The organism is Shewanella sedimentimangrovi, from assembly GCF_017354965.1.
In the GTDB taxonomy this organism is placed as follows: domain Bacteria; phylum Pseudomonadota; class Gammaproteobacteria; order Enterobacterales; family Shewanellaceae; genus Shewanella; species Shewanella cyperi.
In genome coordinates, this window is sequence record NZ_CP071502.1 from 3,741,222 (window position 1) to 3,765,766 (window position 24,545).

At 55.5% G+C, this 24,545-nt stretch carries 18 protein-coding genes; 8 read left to right on the top strand and 10 right to left on the bottom strand.

Annotation, left to right across the window (positions count from 1 at the left end):
* Nucleotides 1–2 precede the first annotated feature (2 nt).
* From JYB85_RS16750 to JYB85_RS16765, 4 genes are all read left to right on the top strand, one after another.
* A complete protein-coding gene (locus JYB85_RS16750) occupies nucleotides 3–806 on the top strand; it encodes a TatD family hydrolase (RefSeq protein ID WP_207380193.1) in 804 nt (267 codons plus the stop codon).
* The gene (locus JYB85_RS16755; protein ID WP_207380194.1) at nucleotides 799–2,670 is read left to right on the top strand and encodes a sensor domain-containing diguanylate cyclase; all 1,872 of its coding nucleotides are present in this window, start codon (nucleotides 799–801) and stop codon (nucleotides 2,668–2,670) included. The genes JYB85_RS16750 and JYB85_RS16755 overlap by 8 nt, the downstream gene beginning before the upstream one ends.
* 14 nt (nucleotides 2,671–2,684) lie before the next feature.
* Nucleotides 2,685–3,695 (top strand): porphobilinogen synthase, encoded by a 1,011-nt coding sequence (gene hemB / locus JYB85_RS16760; protein ID WP_207324792.1) that lies wholly within the window; start codon nucleotides 2,685–2,687, stop codon nucleotides 3,693–3,695.
* 134 nt (nucleotides 3,696–3,829) lie between these two features.
* Nucleotides 3,830–4,228, top strand: a complete 399-nt coding sequence (locus JYB85_RS16765; RefSeq protein WP_207380195.1) for a TlpA family protein disulfide reductase — start codon at nucleotides 3,830–3,832, stop codon at nucleotides 4,226–4,228.
* Between the two features lie 61 nt (nucleotides 4,229–4,289).
* On the opposite strand, the gene JYB85_RS16770 is transcribed toward JYB85_RS16765, so the two are convergent.
* From JYB85_RS16770 to rhlB, 3 genes are all read right to left on the bottom strand, one after another.
* Nucleotides 4,290–7,286 (bottom strand): TonB-dependent receptor, encoded by a 2,997-nt coding sequence (locus JYB85_RS16770; protein ID WP_207380196.1) that lies wholly within the window; start codon nucleotides 7,284–7,286, stop codon nucleotides 4,290–4,292.
* A gap of 279 nt (nucleotides 7,287–7,565) precedes the next feature.
* Nucleotides 7,566–8,483, bottom strand: coding sequence for a Ppx/GppA phosphatase family protein (locus JYB85_RS16775; RefSeq protein WP_207380197.1), 918 nt, complete (start codon nucleotides 8,481–8,483; stop codon nucleotides 7,566–7,568).
* On the bottom strand, nucleotides 8,483–9,799 hold the full coding sequence (gene rhlB, locus JYB85_RS16780) for an ATP-dependent RNA helicase RhlB (protein ID WP_207321078.1): 1,317 nt from the start codon (nucleotides 9,797–9,799) through the stop codon (nucleotides 8,483–8,485). The genes JYB85_RS16775 and rhlB overlap by 1 nt, the downstream gene beginning before the upstream one ends.
* Before the next feature lie 152 nt (nucleotides 9,800–9,951).
* Here rhlB and trxA point away from each other — a divergent pair, with 152 nt between their 5' ends.
* Nucleotides 9,952–10,278 carry a thioredoxin TrxA gene (trxA, locus tag JYB85_RS16785; protein ID WP_207321079.1) on the top strand — a complete coding sequence of 109 codons (327 nt, stop codon included), beginning with the start codon at nucleotides 9,952–9,954 and terminating at the stop codon, nucleotides 10,276–10,278.
* Nucleotides 10,279–10,498: 220 nt separating this feature from the next.
* A complete protein-coding gene (rho, locus tag JYB85_RS16790; RefSeq protein ID WP_207321080.1) occupies nucleotides 10,499–11,764 on the top strand; it encodes a transcription termination factor Rho in 1,266 nt (421 codons plus the stop codon).
* A gap of 63 nt (nucleotides 11,765–11,827) precedes the next feature.
* Here rho and JYB85_RS16795 read toward each other — a convergent pair whose 3' ends face one another.
* The 3 genes from JYB85_RS16795 to hemE form a co-directional block, all read right to left on the bottom strand.
* Nucleotides 11,828–12,745, bottom strand: coding sequence for a LysR family transcriptional regulator (locus JYB85_RS16795; RefSeq protein WP_207380198.1), 918 nt, complete (start codon nucleotides 12,743–12,745; stop codon nucleotides 11,828–11,830).
* A 1-nt stretch (nucleotide 12,746) separates the two neighbouring features.
* Nucleotides 12,747–13,547 (bottom strand): SDR family oxidoreductase, encoded by an 801-nt coding sequence (locus JYB85_RS16800; RefSeq protein WP_207321082.1) that lies wholly within the window; start codon nucleotides 13,545–13,547, stop codon nucleotides 12,747–12,749.
* Between the two features lie 106 nt (nucleotides 13,548–13,653).
* Nucleotides 13,654–14,718, bottom strand: a complete 1,065-nt coding sequence (gene hemE, locus JYB85_RS16805) for a uroporphyrinogen decarboxylase (protein ID WP_207380199.1) — start codon at nucleotides 14,716–14,718, stop codon at nucleotides 13,654–13,656.
* 402 nt (nucleotides 14,719–15,120) lie between these two features.
* Here hemE and rsd point away from each other — a divergent pair, with 402 nt between their 5' ends.
* Nucleotides 15,121–15,585, top strand: coding sequence for a sigma D regulator (gene rsd / locus JYB85_RS16810; protein ID WP_207321084.1), 465 nt, complete (start codon nucleotides 15,121–15,123; stop codon nucleotides 15,583–15,585).
* Between the two features lie 129 nt (nucleotides 15,586–15,714).
* Here rsd and tnpA read toward each other — a convergent pair whose 3' ends face one another.
* Entirely contained in the window at nucleotides 15,715–16,161 is a 447-nt protein-coding gene (tnpA, locus tag JYB85_RS16815) for an IS200/IS605 family transposase (RefSeq protein WP_207381940.1), read from the bottom strand.
* Nucleotides 16,162–16,322: 161 nt separating this feature from the next.
* Nucleotides 16,323–18,920 carry a bifunctional aconitate hydratase 2/2-methylisocitrate dehydratase gene (gene acnB, locus JYB85_RS16820; protein ID WP_207380200.1) on the bottom strand — a complete coding sequence of 866 codons (2,598 nt, stop codon included), beginning with the start codon at nucleotides 18,918–18,920 and terminating at the stop codon, nucleotides 16,323–16,325.
* Between the two features lie 436 nt (nucleotides 18,921–19,356).
* Here acnB and hxpB point away from each other — a divergent pair, with 436 nt between their 5' ends.
* On the top strand, nucleotides 19,357–20,019 hold the full coding sequence (hxpB, locus tag JYB85_RS16825) for a hexitol phosphatase HxpB (RefSeq protein WP_207380201.1): 663 nt from the start codon (nucleotides 19,357–19,359) through the stop codon (nucleotides 20,017–20,019).
* 65 nt (nucleotides 20,020–20,084) lie between these two features.
* Here hxpB and JYB85_RS16830 read toward each other — a convergent pair whose 3' ends face one another.
* Together JYB85_RS16830 and JYB85_RS16835 are read right to left on the bottom strand one after the other, a co-directional pair.
* Nucleotides 20,085–22,130: a M13 family metallopeptidase gene (locus JYB85_RS16830; protein WP_207380202.1), complete on the bottom strand. Its 2,046-nt coding sequence runs from the start codon at nucleotides 22,128–22,130 to the stop codon at nucleotides 20,085–20,087.
* A gap of 145 nt (nucleotides 22,131–22,275) precedes the next feature.
* Nucleotides 22,276–24,480, bottom strand: a complete 2,205-nt coding sequence (locus tag JYB85_RS16835; RefSeq protein ID WP_207380203.1) for a patatin-like phospholipase family protein — start codon at nucleotides 24,478–24,480, stop codon at nucleotides 22,276–22,278.
* Nucleotides 24,481–24,545: the final 65 nt, after the last annotated feature.

The following is a 24,545-nucleotide window of genomic DNA, read 5'->3' on the forward strand; positions in this document are numbered from 1 at the left end:
GCATGAGCTCATATCTGGATGTGGCCGTCAATCTTCTGGGCAGCAGCCTGGAACCGGACTTGGTCTCTGTGATTAGAGAGGCCGAGGCCGTGGGGGTATCCCCCCTGCTGGTGATAGGCAGTACCCTCGATGAAAGCGAAGCCGCTATCCAGACCTGCGCCTTATACCCTGGCAAACTTTATTGTACCGCCGGGGTCCATCCCCACCACGCCAATCAATGGAATAACCAGTCCGAAAACCGGCTACGACAGTTGAGCCAAGCCCCCCAGGTGGTCGCCGTTGGCGAAGCGGGGCTCGATTACAATCGGGATTTTTCGCCCAGAGCCGACCAACGCCGGGCATTCGAGGCCCAGCTGGCTCTGGCAGCAGAACTGGGTAAGCCTGTTTTGCTGCACCAGCGCGACGCCCATTCGGACTTTATTGCCATTCTCAGCCAATATCGCAGTGCCTTGCCCGGTGCCCTGCTGCATTGCTTCACCGGCAACCGGGCCGAGCTGCAAGACTGCCTGGCGCTGGATTTACACCTTGGGATCACCGGCTGGATCTGTGATGAGCGCCGGGGCCTGGAACTGGCGGAACTGGTCAAAGAGATACCGGCAAACCGCCTGTTGCTGGAAACCGACAGTCCTTACCTGCTGCCTCGCTCCATGCGTCCCAAACCTAAATCCGGCAAGAACCTGCCCAAATACCTGCCCTATATTGCCGTCGAAGTTGCCAGGTTGCGCGGCGAATCCGAAACCGAACTGGCAGCAAATTGTTATCGCAACAGCCTCGCCTTCTTTAATTTGGAGCCCGGCCATGCTTAGGTCTGTGTTGTGGTTGGTGCTCCTGTTGTCATGGCAGGTCCATGGGCAATTGCTGCAGGTTAACAGCGCTGTGACCGAAATGGCCCTTACGCCCTTTTTGCAGGTATATCAGGCACAAAAGTCACATTCACTGGAACAGTTACCGCCGCAGGACAGCGCGTTATGGCGCCCTCTGGAAAGGGAAACTCTGGCTCTGGGAGTGCAGGATCTCTGGCTGAGCTTCAGTCTCACCAGCGATCAGGGGGTCATGCACCGACTGCTGGAAATGGACAATCCTCTGCTGGATAAAGTCAGTCTCTATCATTTGGTCGATGGCGATCTGGTGCGTGTCATGCACATGGGTGACAAGCTGGATTTCGCCTCCCGGCCCATACGCAGCACTAGCTTTCTTTATCCCTTTGAATTGGCCCCGGGCGAGGTCCACAGCTTTTATTTGAAAATTGACTCCGAAGGCAGTGGCTATCTGCCCATCAGCCTCTGGGCTCCGGAGCGCTACAACCAGGTGAGTGAATTCACCACCCTGTTTCAGGGGATCCAGTTGGGCATTTTGCTGGCACTGGGCCTGTTCAGCCTGTTTATCGCCCTCGCCTCCGGCTCCTTCAGTTACAGCTATTATGCCGGTTACGTGCTGTCCATGACCTTATTGGTGGCCACAGTGCAAGGTTTGGCATTTCGATTCCTGTGGCCGAATACCCCCGAAGTCCAGCAATGGATCATTCCCTTGCTGCTGCCGATTGTGATGGCTTTTGCACTGATGTTTGCCGAGAAAATGCTGCAGCTGAAGCACAACAATATCCGCATGCTCAGGGCCTGCCGCATGGGCGCCGCGTTCAGCGTACTGATGGCGCTGCTGTCTCCCCTGGTCAGCTATGGTGTGGCTATTTTCAGCGAGATCATTGCCTTGCTTGGGATCAGCACCATGCTGTTGCTGTTTGCCCTGATTCAGGCATTCAAGGGACAAAAGCTTGCCCGGCTTTATTCTCTGGGGTGGATAGTGCTACTCAGCAGCGCCATCGCCAGCAGCCTGATTTATCTGGGCATGGTAGATACCCTTATTCCGCCACAAACGCCGGCCATGCTGGGGCTGACCTTCGAGATAGTCTATATGGCGGCGGTGTTGGCTATCCGCTACAGCGATGAGCGCCGGGCCAAACAACGAATTCAACAGCAGGCGCTGGAACAGGCTCAGCGCATCCGACTGGCCAGGGAAGAATCCCTTAGGCAGGAAGCCGAATCCAACGAACGCCTGGAGCAAATGGTGCAGGAGCGCACCCTGGAGCTGGAAATCACATTAAGGGAACTCAATGAGGTGAACCAGAAGCTGACCGAACAAACCACCATTGACAGCCTGACCGGGGTCAAGAACCGGGCCTCCTTTGACAAACGTCTGACCGCCGAGGGGCGCATCAGCCGCCGGCAACACACACCGCTGGCGCTGTTGATGCTGGACATAGATCATTTCAAACGCATCAACGACCGTTATGGCCACCTGGCCGGCGATCATACCCTCAAGGTTATTGCCGCCAACCTGCTGCAACACCTTAAACGTCCGACCGATATGGTGGCCCGCTATGGCGGCGAGGAATTTGCCGTGATTCTGCCGGCTACGGACGAGGAAGGCGCACTGGCGGTAGCCGAGGCCATACGGGAAAATATCAGCCAATTACAACTGAGCTGGAACCAGGACAGCATAGCCCTGAGTGTCAGCATAGGTGTCAGTACCGCCATTATCGACAGCGACAGCCACCCGCTGCTGTTGCTTGAACAGGCCGACAAGGCCCTGTACAGAGCCAAAAACCTGGGCCGCAACCGTGTCTGTCGCTACGAGGAACAGACGCTGCAAGCGGTATCCTCCGCCCCTTAAGACAGGAGTCGAATGTGAACATTATTACCAGTGCTTTCCCACAACGCAGAATGCGCCGCATGCGCAAACACGAGTTCAGCCGTCGCCTGATGGCGGAAAATACCCTGACGGTCAACGACCTGATCTATCCGATGTTTGTTTTGGAAGGCAACCACCGCAGCGAGCAGGTGGCGTCCATGCCGGGCATTGAGCGCTACTCCATAGACCTGCTGCTCAAAGAAGCCGAGCAGTTGGTTGAGCTGGGCATTCCGCTGATTGCCCTGTTCCCCGTGACTCCGCTGGAAAAGAAGTCCCTGCTGGCGGAAGAAGCCTACAACCCGGATGCCCTGGCTCAGCGCGCCGTGCGGGCACTTAAAAGTGAGTTTCCCCAGCTGGGGGTGATGACAGACGTGGCCCTCGACCCCTTCACCACCCACGGTCAGGATGGCATCATCGATGACACTGGCTACATACTCAATGACATCACCACAGAGATCCTGGTGAAGCAGGCCCTGTCACATGCCGAAGCCGGTGCCGACATAGTGGCGCCCTCCGACATGATGGACGGTCGTATCGGCGCCATACGACAGGCCCTGGAAGCCGCCGGCCATGTGAACACCCAGATCATGGCCTACTCGGCCAAGTACTCTTCCAACTACTATGGTCCATTCCGCGATGCGGTCGGTTCCGCCGGTAACCTTAAGGGCGGCAACAAACACAGCTACCAGATGGATCCGGCCAACAGCGACGAAGCACTGCACGAAGTGGCGCTGGACATCCAGGAAGGAGCCGACATGGTGATGGTCAAGCCCGGCATGCCGTATCTCGACATAGTCCACAGGGTCAAGACCGAGCTGGCGGTGCCCACCTTTGCTTATCAGGTCAGCGGCGAGTACGCCATGCACATGGCCGCCATTCAGAACGGTTGGCTGGCGGAGAAGGCGATAGTGATGGAGTCATTGCTGTGCTTCAAGCGCGCCGGTGCCGACGGCATCCTCACCTATTTCGCCAAGCGTGCCGCCCAGTGGCTCAAGGATGCCAAATAAGCGCCAGCGCTTCAGCCAAGAGAAAGCCACCTCAGGGTGGCTTTTTTAATGGCACCACTTCGCACGGCATCCCGATTGGGGCACAATGCCGGACATAGGGCCGCCATGGCCGCGATGACATTGGAGGAACCAAGATGTTAACAGGTCAACTGGACTCGGCCACTTTGCTGGCACAGGAAGACTATCGGAGCAGCTATCAGGACTATAAGCCCGATACTGCCGGGCTGGCACCTTTGCAACAGGTGAGCGAGCCCACCGAGCTGCTGGTGATTCAAGGCACCTGGTGTCCCGATTGCGTTCGTGAAGTGCCGCGCCTTATTCGTATTGCCGAGCAACTCAATGGCACAGTGTTCAAGCTGAGCCACATAGGCGTCGACAGGGACAAAACCGATCCCGCGGGCTTGGCCGGTCGCTACGATTTCAACCGCATTCCGACTATCCTGGTACTGCGCCAAGGCGTGGAACTGGGCCGGATAGTGGAGCGGCCACAAACGTCACTGGAGCAGGACCTGGTTGACATTCTCGGCCTCTGAGTAAAGGCTGATCCCCATAAAAAAAGGCCGGCAATTGCCGGCCTTTGATTTTTCCCTTGCCCTAGAACTCGTAGCGGGCAATCAGCGACAGGTAGCGGGCCTCCTGACGTCCGGTCACCATGCCATAGTCAGGGTTCAGCTCCAGGCCATTGGCGGTATCAGCGTAGCGGCTTCGCTCCTCATTGATGTCGGTGGCCGCATCGCTGTTGAGCAGATTGTAAACAGTGCCCTTGAGGGTCAGATCGCCACCAAACAGCTCGGTACTGTAGCTCAGCGACAGATCCACACTGGTCACCCAAGGCAGGGTGCCAACACTGCCACGGGGTGCCGGGTTACCATTTTCATCATAGTGCGATGCCTGATCGTAGTAACGGCTGATACAGTCTTCCCACGGGCTGCCGGCGGCACAGCTGTCGACGCCTTCAGGGTGCTGGGAGAAGTAGTTCTGGGGTCTGCCAGAGGTCGCCCTTGCCACCAGTCCCAGGGTCAGGGCATCGGTCAATTGATAGGCTCCGCTGACCTTGAAGGCATGACGGTGATCGTTCGGCAGGTTGCCATAGCCGTGATCCATCAGATCCGCATAGTCATAGGAGGTGGTCCAGCCCGGATCCGCTTGATCATTGTCCGTCTTCACCAGGCCCTCGGTGTTGCCATAACTGTGGGACCAGGTATAGGAGCTGTTGATGGTCAAATCTTCGTTGACCCGGCCATCCAGGGTGAACTCCATGGCCAGGTAGCGCCGTTTGGCCTTGGGCAGCTGCAACTCGTCCTGACTCAAGGTGACATTGTCGACCTGACCATCACCGTCGAAATCATAGGACAGGGTAATGGCTTCACCCGGGTTGTTGAGCACATAGTAGGAGCCCTGCCCCACATTGTCTTCGATACCCAGTTCCGCCAGCTTTTTCGCCAGCACAGGGCCCACATCCGTGTCCTCTAGGCTGCGGCCCAGATCGCGGTAGATAAAGCGCACACCGCCGGTCATGCTGTCGAACAGTTCCTGCTGATAGCCCAGGGTAAACTCATCGCTGTACATGGGCTTGAGGTTGGACGAGGCAATCAATCCCGGCTCGGTAATGCCGCGCTGGCGCCAATAGCGCTCCCTCAGCATGGCGCCGCGACTGGGTGAACCATCGGCCAGCAGCACTGGCTGTCCATCGGCGTCGAGCTGATCGAGCTCGAAGTACTCAAACCACTCGATGGAAGAAGAACCCTGGGTAATGTTCATATTGGCCGACACGGGCTGGAAATAGCGGCCATAGCTGGCAAACAGTTTGGCACTGCCATCTCCGTGCAGATCGTAAACCGCCTGAACTCGGGGAGCTATCTGATTATCAATGGACACATAGGCACGACCATCGGAAACGGTATTTTCAAAGCCGCTGTAACGCAGCCCCAGATTCAGCACCAATTGGTCAGTAACCTGCCAGGAATCGCTGGCATAGAAAGCCAGCGAGCTGACCTCGGAATCCGTGTAGCGGGTCCGGACCCGGCGCTCGATGTAATCTTCACCATCGGCCGCCCCGGAAACACTGTTGGTACCTGCGGTTTTCACCGACCACCAGCCCTGAGCATCGCCGATGCCATTTTGCGCCGAGGTATAGTCCACCAGCACCTTGGTGTAATCAATACCGAACTGCAACGAGTGCTCTTCCAGATCCCAGTTGAAGTCTATCCGGGCCTGATCCCGGGTAAATTCCTGCTCTGAGATAGAAGAATCCGAGTGCTGGCTCAGGTATTCGCCATTGCGATAGTCATACACAGATGGATTGGCCGAGGCCACCACATTGTCTATGTTCTCCTGGGTGCGCCCGACCACGGCCGATACCGAAAAGTTATCGCTGAAGTAACCGTTATAATTGATGCTGTAGACTTTGCCGCCATCCCGGCCAGGCGCGGTGGGACCAATCTGCTCACCCAGGCTGTTACTCTCAAAATCATAGGCAAAGGTTTTTCTGTCATAGGTGCGCTTGTTATTGAGTGCCGACAGGCCGATGGAGTGATCCTGGGAAATATACCAATCCAACTTGGCAAACCAGCGGTCTTCCTGCCTGTCCCTGTGACCCGCTGTCGTCTGACCGGCCCAGTCGCTGTCATCACGGCGGGGATTGAACAGGCCGTAATAAAACAGTTTATCCTCAACAATGGCGCCACTGGCCCACAGCTGCAGTTCACGGAAATCGTAACTGTCCTGACGGGTATTGGTGCTGACTATGCCGTCACTGTTGAAAATCGAGTCATGATTGGCCCGCATACTGTCGGGATCCCAGCGCACCTGGGTACCGAATTTGAACTCATTCTCACCGGATTTGGATACCGCATTGACTATGCCCCCCATGGCACCACCAAACTCGGGACTGACGGCACCTGTCATCACCTGGGTCTGGGAAATCGCTTCCCATGGCAAGGCGATTGAGCCCAAACCGGTCCTGATGCTGGTCACATTCATACCGTTGAAATAATAGCCATTTTCAGCAGATGAGGCCCCGCCGAAACTGGAAGCCCCCTTAAAAGATGAGCCACCCGGTGCCGCGGTGCCTGGCGCCAGCAGGGCAATGCTTTCAAAGCCCGAGTTAACCGGCATGGTTTGCAAATCTTCCTGGCTGAATGACACGCCAGAGGTAGAAGAGGCCATGTCCACCCGGCGGATGACGCTGCCGGTCACGGCGATGCGCTCCATATTGGCACCTGATGCCAGCAGTTGGCCATCCAGGATTAATGCCTGGCCTATGACCACCTGCACCGATGCCTCATGGGACGCTTCAAAGCCATCCTTGCTGATCTCAATGTCATACTCACCCACGGGCACGTTACGCAGCAGATACTCGCCCTTGTCATTGGTGCTTATCTTGTAAACCAAGCCCTTGGTTTTGTGCCTGAGTGTAATGGTGGCATCGGCAATGGCGGCACCATTGCCACTAACCACCTGGCCCTTGACGATACTGGAGCCATCAACCGCCATGGCCTGGGGGACCGCCAACAACAGTGCCGAGCTGACGGCAATCGCCGCCAGTGATTTGCGAGCCCCGATTAAGGCTCTATTGCTTGTTTCCAACATGGTTAAGATTCCTCATCCCTTTCCTGAGTGTCGCTTTCGGCCTGTTGTGATACGGGTACTTTTTGACCGAAAGTCGCAGAACCTTAACAGTTATTACATATTGTATACATTATTTATTATGCACGAATTGTTTGGTTTAACGGGAATCAAAACAAAATTCTCTATAAGATCAGCGCGTTACAAGCAAGATGAAATTTATTTATGATGGCTGCCGCCGCACAAGCAGGAGCAGGCTTGTGGACATAGGGAAGCGTTCAGGAGGAATACGACCGGCAGCGGTTAGTGCGCAACGGCCTGGCGTGACAGTTCCAGCAGCACACCTTCACGCAGGGCGCCACCGGAAAGGGATAATTGCTCTATACCGAGCAGGCGGAACAGGGCCAGCAATATGGCGACACCGGCGGCAAAGGTGGGCGCGCGCTCGGGACAGAGGCCATTGATACCACTGAGGCCAGCGTCGGGTGCGGCAAGAATTTCCTGCTGCAGCGCCAGCAGCACCGGCAAGGTGATCAGGGCGGATTCCTGCCTGTGCTCCAACAACTCGACCACGGACTGGACAGTACCCGAGGCACCCACGGCACAATGCCACCCCAAGCGCCTGAGGGTCGCACCATCCTCACCGAGCGCGGCTTCGACAGCCCCGTGGGCATCGTCAAAATCCAGCTGCTGTAACGGCAAAGAAGAGAAATACGCCTGTTGATAGGTCACGCAACCTATGGGAAGGCTGGTCTTGAACAGCAGCTTGTCGCCATCACCGACGATAAACTCGGTACTGGCACCACCAATATCGATCACCAGGCGTCGCCCCTGACCCGAGGTGGTGGCGACCATGCCACGGTAGATAAGCTCAGCCTCGCGCATGCCACAGATAACGTCTATGGGATGTCCGAGTATGGGCAAGGCCCGGGCCTTGAAGATCTCGGCATTGGCTATGGTGCGCAAGGTGGCGGTGGCCACCACGGCAACCCGGTCGCCGGCAATGGCATGGTCTTTCAGCATTTGGGCAAACATTGCCAAACAGTCGAGCCCGCGAGCCATCACCTCTTCGCTGAGCATACCATCACAGCCAATGCCCTCTGCCAACCGCACCTTACGCTTGTATTTCGCCAATACCTTGGGCTGACCGGCTACTGTGGTAGCGACCAGCATGTTAAAGCTGTTGGAGCCCAGGGTAATGGCGGCGTAAAGATCTTGCATCAAGAGTGTCTGCGGGTCCTGTCATGCCTTGGCGGACGGCTGCCGCCGCTGCGATGGGCTCCCGATGGTCTGCCGCCGCGGTCGCGTCCACCACGGGCACCCACAGGGTGCTTACGATGGATATGCGCCGGAGGAGGCAAGTCTTCAATCAGGGCACTGCGATCATAGGAGCTGACCGGAATGGAGTGCTGGATATAGGTTTCGATATCCGGCAGGTTCAGGGCGTATTCCTCACAGGCAAAGCTGACGGAGACCCCTTTTTGACCCGCACGACCGGTACGGCCAATGCGATGCACATAGTCTTCGCAATCGTCAGGCAGATCGTAGTTGTATACGTGGGACACATCGGAAATATGCAAACCACGGGCGGCCACATCGGTCGCCACCAGGATATCCAACTCGCCCTTGGTGAACTGTTCCAGAATGCGGATCCGCTTCTTCTGCGGCACGTCACCGGTCAGCAAGCCAACCCTGTGACCATCGCCTTCCAGGCTGGCCCAGAGTTTTTCACACTGGTGCTTGGTGTTGGCAAAGACTATGGCTTTTTCTGGCCAGTCTTCTTCAATCAGGGAGTGCAGCAGCTTGAGCTTGTCTTCCATCGAGGGATAGAAGATCTCTTCCTTGATGTTGCGGGAGGTCTTTTCCTCGGGCGCAATTTCCACCTTGACCGGATCGTTCATGTGGTCGTAAGCCAGTTCCTGCACCTTCATCGACAAGGTGGCAGAAAACAGCATATTCAGACGCTGATTGGCCTCGGGCATGCGGCGGAACAGGAAGCGGATATCCTTGATAAAGCCGAGATCGAACATGCGATCGGCCTCATCCAGTACCACGGCCTGAATGGCGCCCAGATTAATTACACCCTGACGGACATAATCTATGATGCGGCCAGTGGTGCCGATCAGTATATCCACGCCCTTGTCCAGCACCTTGCGCTGGGTTTCATAGCCCTCGCCGCCATAGACAATGGCCACCTTGAGGCCAGTGTGCTTGGACAGCAATTGGGCGTCCTTGGCAATTTGGATGGCCAGTTCACGGGTCGGCGCCATGACGATGGCGCGGGGCTGATTCAGCTGACGGTTTTCAGGAACTGGGGAATTCAGCAGATGGTTAAAGGTGGCCACCAAAAAGGCCAGGGTCTTGCCTGTGCCAGTTTGCGCCTGGCCGGCGATGTCTTTTTGCGCCAACAATACAGGCAAAGATAAGGCCTGGATCGGGGTGCAGTATTCGAAGCCGTTTTCGATAAGTGCCTGTTTTACTTCTTCACGCAGGGGAAGGTCGGCAAATTTCTGTTGGGATAAATGTGTTTCGCTCATAGCGCCAGCATACCATTCAGGGTTGCAATAAGATACTCGATCGTTTGAAATAGCGACAACCAAAAAGCGGTCACTTGAATTGCCGTAAAACAGCCCCAATATACACGCTAAGCCATTAACAAACCAGCAATGGCAACCTACCGGAGAACATCATGAGCGATAAAATTGTAACCCTGAGCGACGACAGCTTCGAAAATGACGTACTGAAGTCCAGCCAACCTGTTCTGGTTGATTTCTGGGCCGAGTGGTGCGGTCCCTGCAAAATGATCGCTCCAATCCTGGACGACATTGCCACCGAATACGAAGGCAAGCTCACAGTGGCCAAGCTGAACGTGGATCAGAACAATGCCTCTCCAGCCAAATACGGCGTGCGTGGTATTCCAACTCTGCTGATGTTCAAGGGCGGCGAGCTGGTGGCCACCAAGGTGGGCGCCCTGTCAAAAACTCAACTGAAAGAGTTTATCGACGCGCAAATCTAAGCCGTCAATCCGCCATTGCGTGACACCCGGCACAAGCCAGCCATTTAAATGTGCCGGGTATCCGCAAAAATCTGGACGCCCCGCCGCTATAGTGCTACTTTAATAACCAGATTCTTTCTAATTAACCCACTTCTCGCTGTTCAATCTCATCAAGACTTCCTTTAATCATTGCGGATTGAGCGCGGGGTAAGCTTTCTCGCGTAAAAAAGACCCATCAAAAATGAATTTAACTGAACTGAAAAACATGTCTATTTCCGACCTGGTTGCACTGGCGGATAACATGAAACTGGAAAATATGGCCCGTGCGCGCAAGCAGGACATTATTTTCTCTATCCTCAAGGCCCACGCCAAAAGCGGTGAAGACATATTCGGTGGCGGGGTGTTGGAAATACTTCAGGACGGTTTCGGTTTCCTGCGCAGTGCCGACGGTTCATACCTAGCGGGTCCAGATGATATTTATGTGTCCCCCAGTCAAATCCGCCGCTTCAATATGCGAACGGGTGACACCATTACCGGTAAAATTCGTCCCCCGAAAGAAGGCGAACGTTATTTTGCCCTGCTGAAAGTTAACGAAGTTAACTTTGACAAGCCCGAAAATTCCCGCAACAAGATCCTGTTTGAAAACCTAACTCCCCTGCATGCCGAAGAACGCATTCGCATGGAGCGCGGCAATGGTTCTACCGAAGATATCACCGCCCGTATCCTCGATCTGTGCTCTCCCATTGGTAAGGGCCAGCGTGGTCTGATTGTGGCACCGCCAAAAGCCGGTAAGACCTTGTTGCTGCAAAACATTGCCCAATCCATTACCTACAACAACCCCGAAGTGGTGTTGATGGTGTTGCTGATTGACGAACGTCCTGAAGAAGTGACCGAGATGCAACGCCTGGTTCAGGGCGAAGTGATTGCCTCTACCTTCGACGAACCGGCCAGCCGTCACGTACAGGTTGCCGAAATGGTGATCGAAAAGGCCAAGCGCCTGGTAGAGCACAAGAAAGACGTAGTGATCCTGCTGGACTCCATCACCCGTCTGGCCCGCGCCTACAACACTGTTATCCCATCATCAGGCAAGGTGCTGACAGGTGGTGTGGACGCCAACGCCCTGCACCGTCCCAAGCGCTTCTTCGGTGCTGCCCGTAACATTGAAAATGGCGGCTCCCTGACCATTATCGCCACCGCCCTGGTAGACACAGGCTCCAAGATGGACGAAGTGATCTATGAAGAATTCAAGGGTACAGGTAACCAGGAACTGCATCTGTCGCGCAAGGCCGCCGAAAAGCGGGTATTCCCGGCAATCGACTTCAACCGTTCAGGCACCCGCCGCGAAGAGAAGCTGACCACCCAGGACGAACTGCAGAAGATGTGGATCCTGCGCAAGATCCTCAACCCCATGGACGAAGTTGCCGCCATGGAGTTCCTGATAGACAAGTTGGCCATGACCAAGACCAACGAAGAATTCTTCACCGCCATGAAGCGCGCCAAGTCCTGATAGCAGAGCAATGCGTTTCACAAAAAAGCCGCTCTCTGAGCGGCTTTTTTTATTGCCCGGATTTTACTTGCCGGGCATGGTCTCCAGGCGGGCCAGCTGCTCGGTAATCCGCTCCCGCAAAAAATCCCGCAGCAGTAATATGGCCGGACTCAGATGCTGGCGACCGGGACACAGCATGTACAGTTCCAGCGGCTCCCCGTCAAAGTCCGGCAGCAGCGGCAGTAAGCGCCCGGCTATCATGTCTTCGGCAAGATCCAGCCTGGACTTGTACACCAGGCCGTGACCGGCCACGGCCCAGCGGCGGGCCAAATCGGCATCATTGCTGCTGCGACGTCCGCTCACCCGCACTTTATGCTCCTGCCCATCCCGCCAAAAATGCCACAGGTCATGGGTGCGCTCGCCGCGCTTGTACAGCAGGCACTCATGCAGACTCAGCTCCCCGGGCGTCTGCGGCCAGCCGTGGCGAGCCAGGTAGTCGGCCGAGGCGCACAGCTGCCGGCGCAAACTGCACAACTTGAAGGCCACCTCACTGGAGTCCTGGGGTTTGCCATAGCGCAGCGCCACATCCAGCTGATCGCGATAAAAGCTGCTCAGCTGATCCCCAAGCTGCAGGCGCACTTCCAGTTTGGGGTGGCGCGCCAGAAATGTATCCAGCCAGGGCAGAAACAGATTGCGGCCAAAATCCGACGACACGGCGATGGCCAGGGTGCCGGCCACCTCACCCTTTTCGTCCTGCAATGCCCGCTCCGCCTGGCATAACTGCTCCAGGGCATTGCGACAATGGATCAGATAGCGCTCACCGGCGGCGGTGAGCCGCAAATTGCGGGTGCTGCGCACAAAAAGCAGAGTATCGAGTTGCTTTTCAAGCCGCTTGATAGCCGCACTGGCGGCTGCGGCGCTGAGTTCCAGTTCGGCCGCCGCAGCTGTGATGCTGCCGCAATCGGCCACCCGCACAAACAGCTGTAGATCCTCCAGCAGCATCTCAATGCCCCCGGGAGATGGCCTTAAGGGCCAGCCTGTCGATAAGCCCCGGTGCCAGCAGCTTGAGCCAACGGCCCAAGCGGCCACGCCAGGAGGTGATCAGCAGCCGCTGCCGGTTTGCTATGGCCGGTAACATCATTTCGGCACAGGCCTCGGCACTGATGATGCGCGACTCCTGCATCGGCGTTTCCCCTAAGGGTTGCCCCTGGGCATCCAGGGCGCGCTTATGGATCTGCGACACCACGAAGTCGGGACAAATCTGGGTGACAGCCACTCCCTCATCCATCAATTCAATGCGCAGCGAATCGAAAAAGCCCATCAGCGCATGCTTGGAGGCAGCATAGCCACTGCGGGTTGGCACCCCGGTCAGACCGGCCACCGAGGCCACGGCAACCAGCTGGCCACGACTGGCCTTAAGGTGGGGCAAGGCGGCCTTGGTCAGGTACACGGGACCAAAATAATTGACCCGCATCACCCGCTCCAGCACGCTCAAATCTTGCAGCTCATCGAAGCGGGTCCACATGGTCATGCCGGCATTGTGGATCACTATATCCAGTGCGCCGAAGCGGGTCAGACAGACATCGACCAGCTCTTCGCATTCCAATGGCAGGGACAGATCAGCGGCATGGATCTTGGCCCCACAATCCTTTGGCAGCTCCAGTAACAGGGATTGCAATCTGTCCTGGTTACGGGCCGTGAGCAGCAACCTGGCCCCTTCCCGGGCCAAGACCTTGGCCAGCGCCCGGCCTATCCCTTCGGAAGCGCCGGTCAGCAGTATCACTTTCCCCTTGATGTCACCCATGTCATGCCTCAGTTCAATCCATATTGGCGGATAAGTTGGCACAGGGGATGGCGGCTGGCAAGTTATTGGCAGGCATAAAAAAGCCCGCTTGATGCGGGCTCTTGGGTTATTTGTGATATTTGCGCGACTTCTCGTGCACCGCCTTGATAAAGGCGCCTGCATGCTCGGGATCCACATGCTGATGGATACCGTGACCCAGGTTGAATACGTGGCCAGTGCCCTCGCCGTATCCGGCCAGGATCTGCTCCACTTCTTCTTCGATGCGTGGGATGGGCGCGTACAGCATGGAAGGATCCATGTTGCCCTGCAAAGCCACCTTGTGACCGACGCGACGACGGGCATCGGCGATATCCACTGTCCAGTCCAGGCCCAGGGCATCACAGCCGGTTTCGGCCATGGACTCCAGCCACAGGCCACCACCCTTGGTAAACAGGGTAACTGGTACCCTACGACCGTCGGCTTCACGGGTCAGGCCATCGACAATCTTCTGCATGTAGCGCAGGGAGAATTCACGATAGGCGCTGTGTGACAGGGCTCCACCCCAGGAGTCGAAGATCATTACCGACTGGGCGCCGTTGGCGATCTGGGCATTGAGGTACAGGATGACAGAATCGGCCAGCTTATCCAGCAGCAGATGCAGCGCCATCGGCTCTGAGTACATCATACGTTTGATTTTTTCGAAGGCCTTGCTGGAACCGCCTTCGACCATGTAGGTGGCCAGGGTCCAGGGAGAGCCGGAGAAACCGATCAGCGGCACTTCGCCCTTAAGCTCACGGCGAATGGTGCTCACCGCCTTCATCACGTAACCCAGCTCATCTTCGGGATCGGGGATGGGCAGCGCCTTGATGGCTTCCAGGGTATCAGCCTTGCGCTCAAAGCGCGGGCCTTCACCGGTCTCAAAGTAAAGTCCCAGGCCCATGGCATCGGGAATGGTCAGAATGTCCGAGAACAGGATCGCGGCGTCCAGCTCATAGCGGCGCAGCGGTTGCAGTGTCACTTCACAGGCCAGTTCGGCATTTTTGCACAGTGACATAAAATCACCGGCCTGGGCGCGGGTCGCGCGGTATTCAGGCAGATAACGGCCTGCCTGGCGCATCATCCACACTGGGGTCATATCCACGGGTTGCTTCAGCAAGGCACGCAAATAACGGTCATTCTTCAATTCTGCCATTTGGCTCGGTTCCTGTTCTTATTGGCAAACTGGGCGCTAGTTTAGCATTTACGCGACTAAAAAAACCTGCCCGAACGTAAATCTGTGAACTTAGGCATCTTGGCGGCAGGATTAAGGGGCCGGGATCATAAAAGCACTGAATTCGAGAGCCATCACCCGTTATATGACAGAAAAAAGTTGCGCCCTCAGATCCCCTTTGGTATAAAAACTGGGCGCTAGCAAGAACAATCAAGAAGCTCGTCACATCGAGCCCAAAGACACATAATTCGCCCGGTTGCAGGTCACTGCAACCGGGTTTTTTATTGCTGCTCTGAGCTGATGGAATTGCTGCCGAAAACAGTTGATCCCGCCCCTGTTTCTCTCCTACAGTAGAGGCAAGGTTGACGGACAACGAGGCAACAAATGCTAAGAGAGCTGGAAAAAGCCGAACAAAAGTGGGGCGGAGCAAATAAAGCTATTGATCAATGGCTTAATAATCGCAGAAACCTCTTGGTGCATTACTGTCGCATCGCGGGCTTACCCCCCTATGAGAATGGCAACAGTTTACCGTCCGTTGATAACGTCCGTTCTTTCTGTGAGATGTTGGTGGACTACGTTTCCGAGGGGCATTTCGAGGTCTATAACCAGGTGGTCAGCGCCTGTGAAAAGCATGGCCAGACGAGCAAGGCCGTGGCTCAGCAATTACTGCCCAAGATCAATGACACCACGGATGCGGCACTGGACTTCAATGACAAATACACCGAAGCTGCGGATGACAAGGTGCTGATGCAACTGGATTCAGACCTGTCGCGCCTCGGCGATGCCATGGAGACCCGCTTCCAGCTGGAAGATCAGCTCCTGGAAGTGCTGCACACCCGCCACTCCTGATATGGAATTTCTGATTAAGGTCGGCATCGCCGGCCTTTTTTATTGGCATATTTTACGCTTTGGAGAAAGTAAAAATCCACCTGCATAGCAGGTGGCTTTGACACAGCCCCCTAAAAGGGGGCTTAAAAACTAACCTTCCAACCCTAACGCTATTTGCCGTTTCTCTTCTTCTTTGGCTGTCTTTTCCTGGTGCCGTACATATCTACGGATTATGTCTTCGTTTGCTCCTACTGAGTCCACAAAATAACCCCGTTGCCAGAAGTGATTCCCCCAGAGCTTGTGCTTTCTTAAATAAGGAAATTTGGCAAACATCCTGATCGCGGTTCTCCCTTTAACAAAACCCATTAAATCCGACACGCTTAGACTGGGTGGGGTTCTGACTACTAGATGGACATGATCTTCCTGAACATTTAGTTCCACGACTCTGCATTTCTTCATGTTGCAGTAAACATAGATACTTCGATAAAGCTCTCTGCCGAGATTACCTTTCAGGATTTTGTACCTGTACTTGGGTGTCCAAACGAGGTGATACTGACAACGATAGAATACGTGAGACGCGGATTCATATCTGCTCATGCTACTTACTCCTTGATTTGCTGGTAACAAACCGAGGGAGTATTTAGCATGGGCATTCTCCGGGCAAAGCCCCACCAGAACGATCACCACCTCCATAGGAGGTGGTTTTAGGGTGACAACAAAAAAGCCGGCTTAAGCCGGCTTTTTCAATTGCTGCGGGATTAGACCGCAGACTGGAAGATCACCTTGGACGCCTTGTCTGTGTAGGAGTCAATCTGATCGAAGTTCAGGTAACGGTAGGTATCGGCGGCTGTGGCGTCGAGTTCCTTGGCGTATACCTGATATTCCTCGGCAGTTGGCAGACGACCCAGCAGGGCAGCCACGGCGGCCAGTTCCGCAGAGGCCAGATACACGTTGGCACCTGTACCCAGACGGTTCGGGAAGTTACGGGTAGAGGTAGAAACCACGGTTGAACCGTCGGCCACGCGAGCCTGGTTACCCATACACAGAGAACAACCCGGGATTTCGATGCGGGCACCGACACGGCCGAAGATACCGTAGTAACCTTCTTCGGTCAGCTGATCCTTGTCCATCTTGGTTGGCGGCGCAATCCACAGACGGGTAGGCAGAGTCTTGGCAAACTTGTCCAGCATCTTACCGGTTGCGCGGAAGTGACCAATGTTGGTCATACAGGAGCCGACGAACACTTCATCGATCTTGGTGTTGGCCACGCTGGACAGCAACACGGCATCGTCCGGATCGTTAGGGGCACACAGGATAGGCTCCTTGATGGCATCCAGATCGATTTCGATAACCGCGGCGTACTCGGCATCCTTATCGGCTTCCATCAGCTCAGGATTCTTCAGCCACTCTTCCATGCCCTTGATGCGGCGCTCTATGGTACGGCGATCACCGTAACCTTCGGCAATCATCCACTTGAGCATGACAATGTTGGAGTTCAGATACTCGATGATAGGATCTTTATCCAGCTTGATGGTACAACCGGCAGCAGAGCGCTCGGCAGAGGCATCAGACAGTTCGAATGCCTGCTCTACCTTCAGGTGCTCCAGACCTTCGATTTCGAGAATACGGCCGGAGAAGATGTTCTTCTTGCCCTTCTTCTCAACGGTCAGCAGACCCAATTCGATGGCCTTGTGCGGGATGGCATGTACCAGATCGCGCAGGGTGATACCGGGTTGCATCTTGCCCTTGAAGCGCACCAGCACCGACTCAGGCATATCCAGTGGCATCACACCTGTGGCCGCAGCGAAGGCCACCAGACCGGAACCGGCTGGGAAAGAGATACCGATTGGGAAACGGGTGTGAGAGTCACCACCTGTACCCACTGTATCCGGCAGCAGCATACGGTTCAGCCAAGAGTGGATAACACCGTCACCTGGACGCAGGGAAATACCACCGCGGTTCATGATGAAGTCAGGCAGGGTGTGGTGAGTGTTCACGTCCACTGGCTTTGGATAAGCGGCAGTGTGACAGAAAGACTGCATGGTCAGGTCGGCACTGAAGCCCAGACAGGCCAGATCTTTCAGCTCATCACGGGTCATTGGGCCTGTGGTGTCCTGGGAACCCACAGAGGTCATCTTGGGCTCGCAGTACTGACCGGGACGCACGCCGGCTACGCCGCAAGCCTTACCAACCATCTTCTGGGCCAGGGTGTAACCCTTGCCGGTGTCGGCCACGTCCTGTGGACGTACGAATTCAGCGGACGCGTCCAGACCCAGCACTTCACGGGCCTTGTCGGTCAGACCACGACCAATGATCAGCGGAATACGACCACCGGCGCGGACTTCGTCGAGCAGCACGTCGGTCTTGAGTTCAAATTCGGAGATCACTTCATCGCTGCCGTGACGCTTCACCACACCTTGGTATGGGAAGATATCGATCACGTCACCCATGTCCATCTTGCTCACGTCCAGCTCGATTGGCAGGGCGCCGGCATCTTCCATGGTGTTGAAGAAAATTGGGGCAATCTTGCCACCCAGACAGAAACCACCGGCACGCTTGTTGGGTACGTTGGGGATATCATCGCCCATGAACCACAGCACAGAGTTGGTGGCAGACTTACGGGATGAACCTGTACCTACCACGTCACCCACGTATACCAGTGGGAAGCCTTTGGTCTTCAGCTCTTCCAGCTTCTTGACCGGACCAATCACGCCTGGTTGATCGGGCTCAATGCCGTCACGGGCGTTTTTCAGCATCGCCAGGGCATGCAGCGGGATATCGGGACGAGACCAGGCATCGGGAGCAGGAGACAGATCGTCGGTGTTGGTTTCACCGGTCACCTTGAACACGGTCAGGGAGATCTTGTCCGCCAGTTTAGGACGGCTCAGGAACCACTCGGCGTTGGCCCAGGACTCAACCACTTGCTTGGCAAAGGCGTTGCCGGCGTTCATCTTCTCAACCACGTCGTGGAAAGAATCGAACATCAGCAGGGTGTGTGACAGGGCCTTGGCGGCCAGAGGGGCCAACTTGTCGTTGTCCAGTTGATGGATCAGCGGCTCAATGTTGTAACCACCCTGCATGGTGCCCAGCAGCTCAACGGCACGCTCGGCACTCAGGATTGGAGACTTGGCGTCGCCCTTGGCTACGGCGTCCAGGAAACCGGCCTTAACATAGGCGGCTTCATCCACACCTGGGGGAATACGGTTTTCCAGCAGATCCAGGATAAAGGCTTCTTCGCCTGCTGGGGGATTCTTGACTAATTCAACCAGTTCGGCCACTTGATGGGCATCGAGTGGCTTAGGGACTACGCCCTCTGCAGCACGTTCTTCGACGTGTTTACGGTATGCTTCTAGCACGGCAAAATTCCTCTTTGTGTGGCGCTCTAACAGCGAAACTGCACGTCTTCTCGCCAAGTTCCAAGTGACATTAAAGGCAGTTGAACCCAAGGGGTGACGGACAGCTAGGTGACAACCACTGCTGTGTCCGCCCGGTTTTCATGCAGCAGACAGTCCGACAGGATCGACCCGGTTTTCCGGCCCGCAGTATACTACAGCTTTGCAAAAGTATGAATCGACTCACAAGCTTACGCAGGGAAAAGCCGGTATAAATTTCCCCACCGACGGGCAAGTTACTCCTGCAGTTAAACGATTGAAATTAGACAATAGTTTGAAACAAGACCAAAAAACAGCCAATACAAATACTTAGCAACAATAGTTGATTTAAATACTGCCTGCAGACCAAAATGAAGGCGCCGTTTTCAAGCGGAAAACTTTTTTAACTTCCGGAGCAGAAATGATCCCAAGCACGATCCAGGCAGTGATTTTTGACATGGATGGCGTCCTCATAGACTCAGAACCCGTATGGCAACAGGCCGAATACGAGGTGCTGAGAGATCTGGGATTACCCTTGCAACGCAAAGACATATTGGAAACCGTGGGCCTGCGAATCGATCAGGTGGTGGACTATTGGTATCGACGCCTGCCCTGGGACAATTACGACAATGGCGCAGTGGCGGCGCAGATTGTCGACCGCGTCATCGCATATATCAAAAATGAAGGCACCCCCATGGCGGGCGTACTCGAGGCCCTGGCGTGTTGTAAGGCCCGGGGGCTGAAGGTGGGCCTGGCGACCTCCTCCAGCTGGACCATCATAGATGCGGTACTGGATAAGCTTGAGATAAGGCACTGTTTCGACGCCATGGAGTCGGCCGAACACCTGGCCTATGGCAAGCCCCACCCCGAGGTCTACCTCAATTGTGCCACCAAACTCGGGGTCCCGGCCCGCCTGTGCTTGGCCATAGAGGACTCATTCAACGGCCTGATTGCCGCCCGTGCCGCCACCATGCACACCCTGGCAATTCCTCCGGCCCACGAGCGCGACCAGCCCCGTTGGGTCATAGCCCATGAGCGGGCCGAGACCCTGACTGAACTGCCAGCGCTGCTGGCGGGAGACTGAGGCCGGCAACAGCGGACAATAAAAAGCCAGGCAATTGCCTGGCTTTTTATCTGTTATTCAGCAGATTACCAAATTTTGACCCGCTCTTCCGGTGCCAGATACATCTTGTCTTCTGCTTTAACGTCAAAGGCCTGGTAGAAACCGGTAATGTTCCTTGGTGTCCCCATGGCGCGATAGTGGCTTGGGGAATGGCTGTCGGTCATCAAACGGCGTCCCAGCTCCTCGTCACGGTAATTACGGCGCCACACCTGGGACCAGCCCATAAAGAAGCGTTGATCGCCGCTCAAACCGTCCATCACAGGTGCTTCCTTGCCATTGAGACTCATATGGTAGGAACGCAGTGCCACGGTCAAGCCACCGAGATCGCCAATGTTTTCACCCAAAGTCAGGTCGCCGTTGACGAACTTGCCCGGCAAAGCTTCAAAGCGGCTGTATTGTGCCGACAGTTGCTTACCGCGTTTCTGGAATTCTTCACGGTCTTTATCGGACCACCAGTTACGCAGGTTGCCATCGCCGTCATACTTGGCGCCCTGGTCATCAAAACCGTGGCTGATTTCGTGGCCAATAACGGCGCCGATACCACCGTAGTTCACCGCGTCATCGGCATCCATGTTGAAGAACGGCGGCTGCAAAATGGCGGCCGGAAACACAATTTCATTCATCACAGGGCTGTAGTAAGCGTTGACCGTCTGCGGTGTCATGTGCCATTCGGTGCGATCGATTGGCTTGCCAAGCTTGTTCAGCATATCGGCGTATTCAAACTTGGCGTAACGCACATAGTTGCCCACCAGATCGTCGGCCTTGATTTCCAGACCGCTGTAATCCTTCCATTTGTCCGGATAGCCAATCTTGTAGGTGAATTTGGACAGTTTTTCCTGGGCCGCCTTCTTGGTGTCCGGTGTCATCCATTCCAGATCATTGATGCTAACCTCGAAGCCCTTGATCAGGTTCTTGATCATGGCTTCCATACGGGCCTTGGCTTCCGGCTTGAAATGCTGCTTGACGTATTGCTCGCCCACCAGCTCACCAATGACGCTGTCGGCCGCATCCACGGCACGCTTCCAGCGCGGAGCCTGTTCCTCGATGCCAGCCAGGGTCTTGTCATGGAAGTTGAAATGCAACTTGGCAAACTGCTCGCTGAGCAGTTCAGCGGCACCGTCCACCAGGTGGAACGCCAGGTAATCCTGCCAGGCACTGACCGGGAACTGCTGATACTGCTTGCCGAGTGCTTCGATGAAGGAAGGCTGGCGCACTATCACGTCCTTAACCTTGTCATCCATACCGGCCTTGGCGGCAAAGGCTTCCAAATCAAAACCGCCGAACAGCTCGGTCAGCTCCTGACGGCTGTACTTGTTGTATGCCTTGTTGGCATCACGGGACTCGACCCGGCTCCATTGGTTCTGGGCGATAAAGAACTCAATATCGGCGACGCTCTTGGCGGCACGCTTGGCATTGGCATAGCCTGCCGCACCCAGCAGTTCGGTCACATAGCGGGCCAGGGCCTCACGGTTGGCGACGAATTTGGCGTCGTCCTTGAGGTAATAATCCCGGTCCGGCAGGGTCAGGCCGCTTTGACTCATGTATACCGCATACTGAGAGGAGTTTTTGGCATCATTATTGACGTAAAAACCAAACGGCACCTTGATACCGCTGGTGAGCAAATCCCCCATCAGAGCAGCCAGGGCTTGGTGGCTACTGCTGGCACCAATGGCCTCAAGCTGTGCCTTAATTGGGCTGCTGCCCAGTTGCTCCAACTTATCGGTATTCATGTAGCTGCTGTAAAAGTCACCGATCTTTTGCTCGGATGAGCCGGCTTGCTTATCTGACTTGGCGGCTGCGGCCTCAACTATGTCTTTAAGGGCTTTTTGGCTCTCATCATAGAGCACGGAGAAGGCGCCATAGTTGGATTTGTCGGCCGGGATTGGGGTGTTGGCCAACCACTTGCCGTTAACGCTGTAATAGAAGTCGTCCTGATGACGCACCGCGGGATCAAAATTGGCCAATTCAATACCCGATACCACGGGAGTGCTGTTCTTGGCTTCCTGGTTGCTGCAGGCTGCCAGTCCCAGGCTGAGGGCAATACCCAGTGCCAGAGTGGTTACTTTTGTCATAAGAGTCCCCGTATGTCCTTTTTATGGTCTGTTTATGCTTTTGTGGCCCAAGACTAACAAGACTGGCGCCAGAGCCGTAGTAGCAATTTGTAAATGTCTATTTGCAATTGCCTGCGACCATGGCGCCTCAATCCACATGCGGATATTAAAAATTCTTGCCGACAAACAGATAGAAGGCCCGCTCACCATCATCGGACAGACCAAATCCCAGCGCCGCCGGCCCCAGATCCGTATCTGTCCCTATGTAGAGGCTACCGGCATAAATAAGGTCGTTCAGAGCCACATCACTGCGTTGCCACCAGACATTACCAGCCTCAACGCTGGCTCCCAGATACAAGGGATAGTCCTGCATCCCCAGGGCATCACGGCCCAGATCGTATTGATAGATAAAGGCGCCAAACAGCTTATGGACCCCCAGCAACGAGTTCTTGTGATAGCCCGAGAGGTTGAGGAAGCCACCCAACTCCGACAGGTTCAGGGTTTCCTCACCTTCTTCATTGACTGTGGACAGCGACACCTTGCCGACAAAGGCGTGATTGCCAAAGCCCAGCGCCCCTTTCCAATCGGCCTCAACCTGCACCGAGGAAATGGAGGCCAATTCTTCCGGCACATCATCAAATTTCTCTTTGCGCACATAGACATTCAGGGTCACTCGGTTACCCGAGGTCGGAAAACTGATGCTGTCGAGGTTATCAAAGCCGAATTTGAAATAGCCGCCATAGGAGTTGAAGCCAAAATCCGACACCAGCAAGGCGTCATTACTGAGGGTGCCAATTTCGCCGGTAAAGCCCAGCTCTATGATGCCGTGTTGGTGATAGTTGTAGCCCAACCCCAGGTCCGCCCTGTGGGTCTTCTTGGTCAACTCGAACAGCTTGTTATTGGCATCGAACAGTTCCCAGGCCTTAATTTCGTACTCATAACGACTGCGGCCATAGAAGGATTGGTCAGCATCCAGTGGCTGATAAAACTCGGTGGCAGCCATTTTCTCATAGCCGAGCTTCAGCTCGTTGCGCCACTCGGCGCCTTTGCTGTTCACATCTGTCATGGTGTAGGCCAGATCCAGGGTCACGGCGGAATCCAGGGTGAAATCATCTTCCCAATTGAATCCCAACTGGAAGTAATTCGGCCCCCAGGATTTGGCCTTGGTGTTGACCGTCAGCACCCGACCGTCGGCGGTATCGGCAAACTCAGCATCCACCCGCTCAAAGCGGTTAAGGGCATAAAGCCGCTCAATGCCCTGATTCAACTCTTCACTGGTCACAGCCTTACCGGGTGCAATCCCGAGGGTCTCCCGCAGCAGGCTCTCACTGACCTTGGAGTGGTTATCAAAGGCTACGCGCACCACGGGGCGCTCAAATTCACCCAGCCATTGCAGCGACTTTTGCCTTTTGGCCATCCGATAGGCCAGGTATTCCTCTTCGGACAGGCTCAGGTGCCTGAGCTGCGTCAAAGCCTCATTGGCAGCCACTTCCCCCAGGGGCAGGGCGCGGCCCATAACGCTGAAGTCTGTGGTGCTGAGATCATCAATCGCCGGACGGATCAACACATCTTCGTCGGTCAGCAGTTTTTTCTGTGCCTCGGTACTGACGTTGGTCAGCATGGTCGACAACTGGTTCAGCACGGCTATGGTGCTGTTCAGCTGGCTCTTGTCCACCAGGGGCGAACCTATGTCGACAGCAATCACTACCTCGGCTCCCATGGCCTTGACCACGTCCACCGGCATGTTATTGGCAATGCCGCCGTCCACCAGCAACTTGCCGTCCTGAACCATGGGCTGCAAGGCACCGGGCACAGTGGCCGAAGCCTGCATGGCATTGACCATGCTGCCACGGGACAGGATCACCGGCTGACTGGTTTCCAGATCGGTCGCCACCGCCCGGTAGGGAATGGCCAGTTCGTCAAAGCTGTCAAATTGCCTGACCAAGTCCGTTGACTGGCGCAGCAATATCGACATGGATTGCCCCTGCAGCAAGCCACTGGGGGTCTTTACCTCGTTATCTACATACCCGAGGTTGAGCGGAATGTTGTATTGATCCCGCAGCTGCTTGTCACGGTACCCCAACGACTCCCTGGGAATGGTATCCGAGTAACCGGCATTCCAATCCACGTTCATCATGATGGCCTCAATTTCGGCCGCGCTATAGCCCAGGGCGTACATGCCGGCCACATAGGCACCTATGCTGGTGCCGGCCACATAATCCACGGGAATATGATTGGCCTCGAGCACCTTGAGCACCCCCACGTGGGCGGCGCCCTTGGCCCCACCACCACTGAGCACCAGACCAACGGTCGGCCTGGCCCATGCCTGGGAGACGGATAACAGTAGCAAAAGCGACACAAGACGGATCATGGAATGATTCTTCACAGTCAAAGGGTTAAAAACGGATTGATATCAGAAAACAAAACATTCTATTG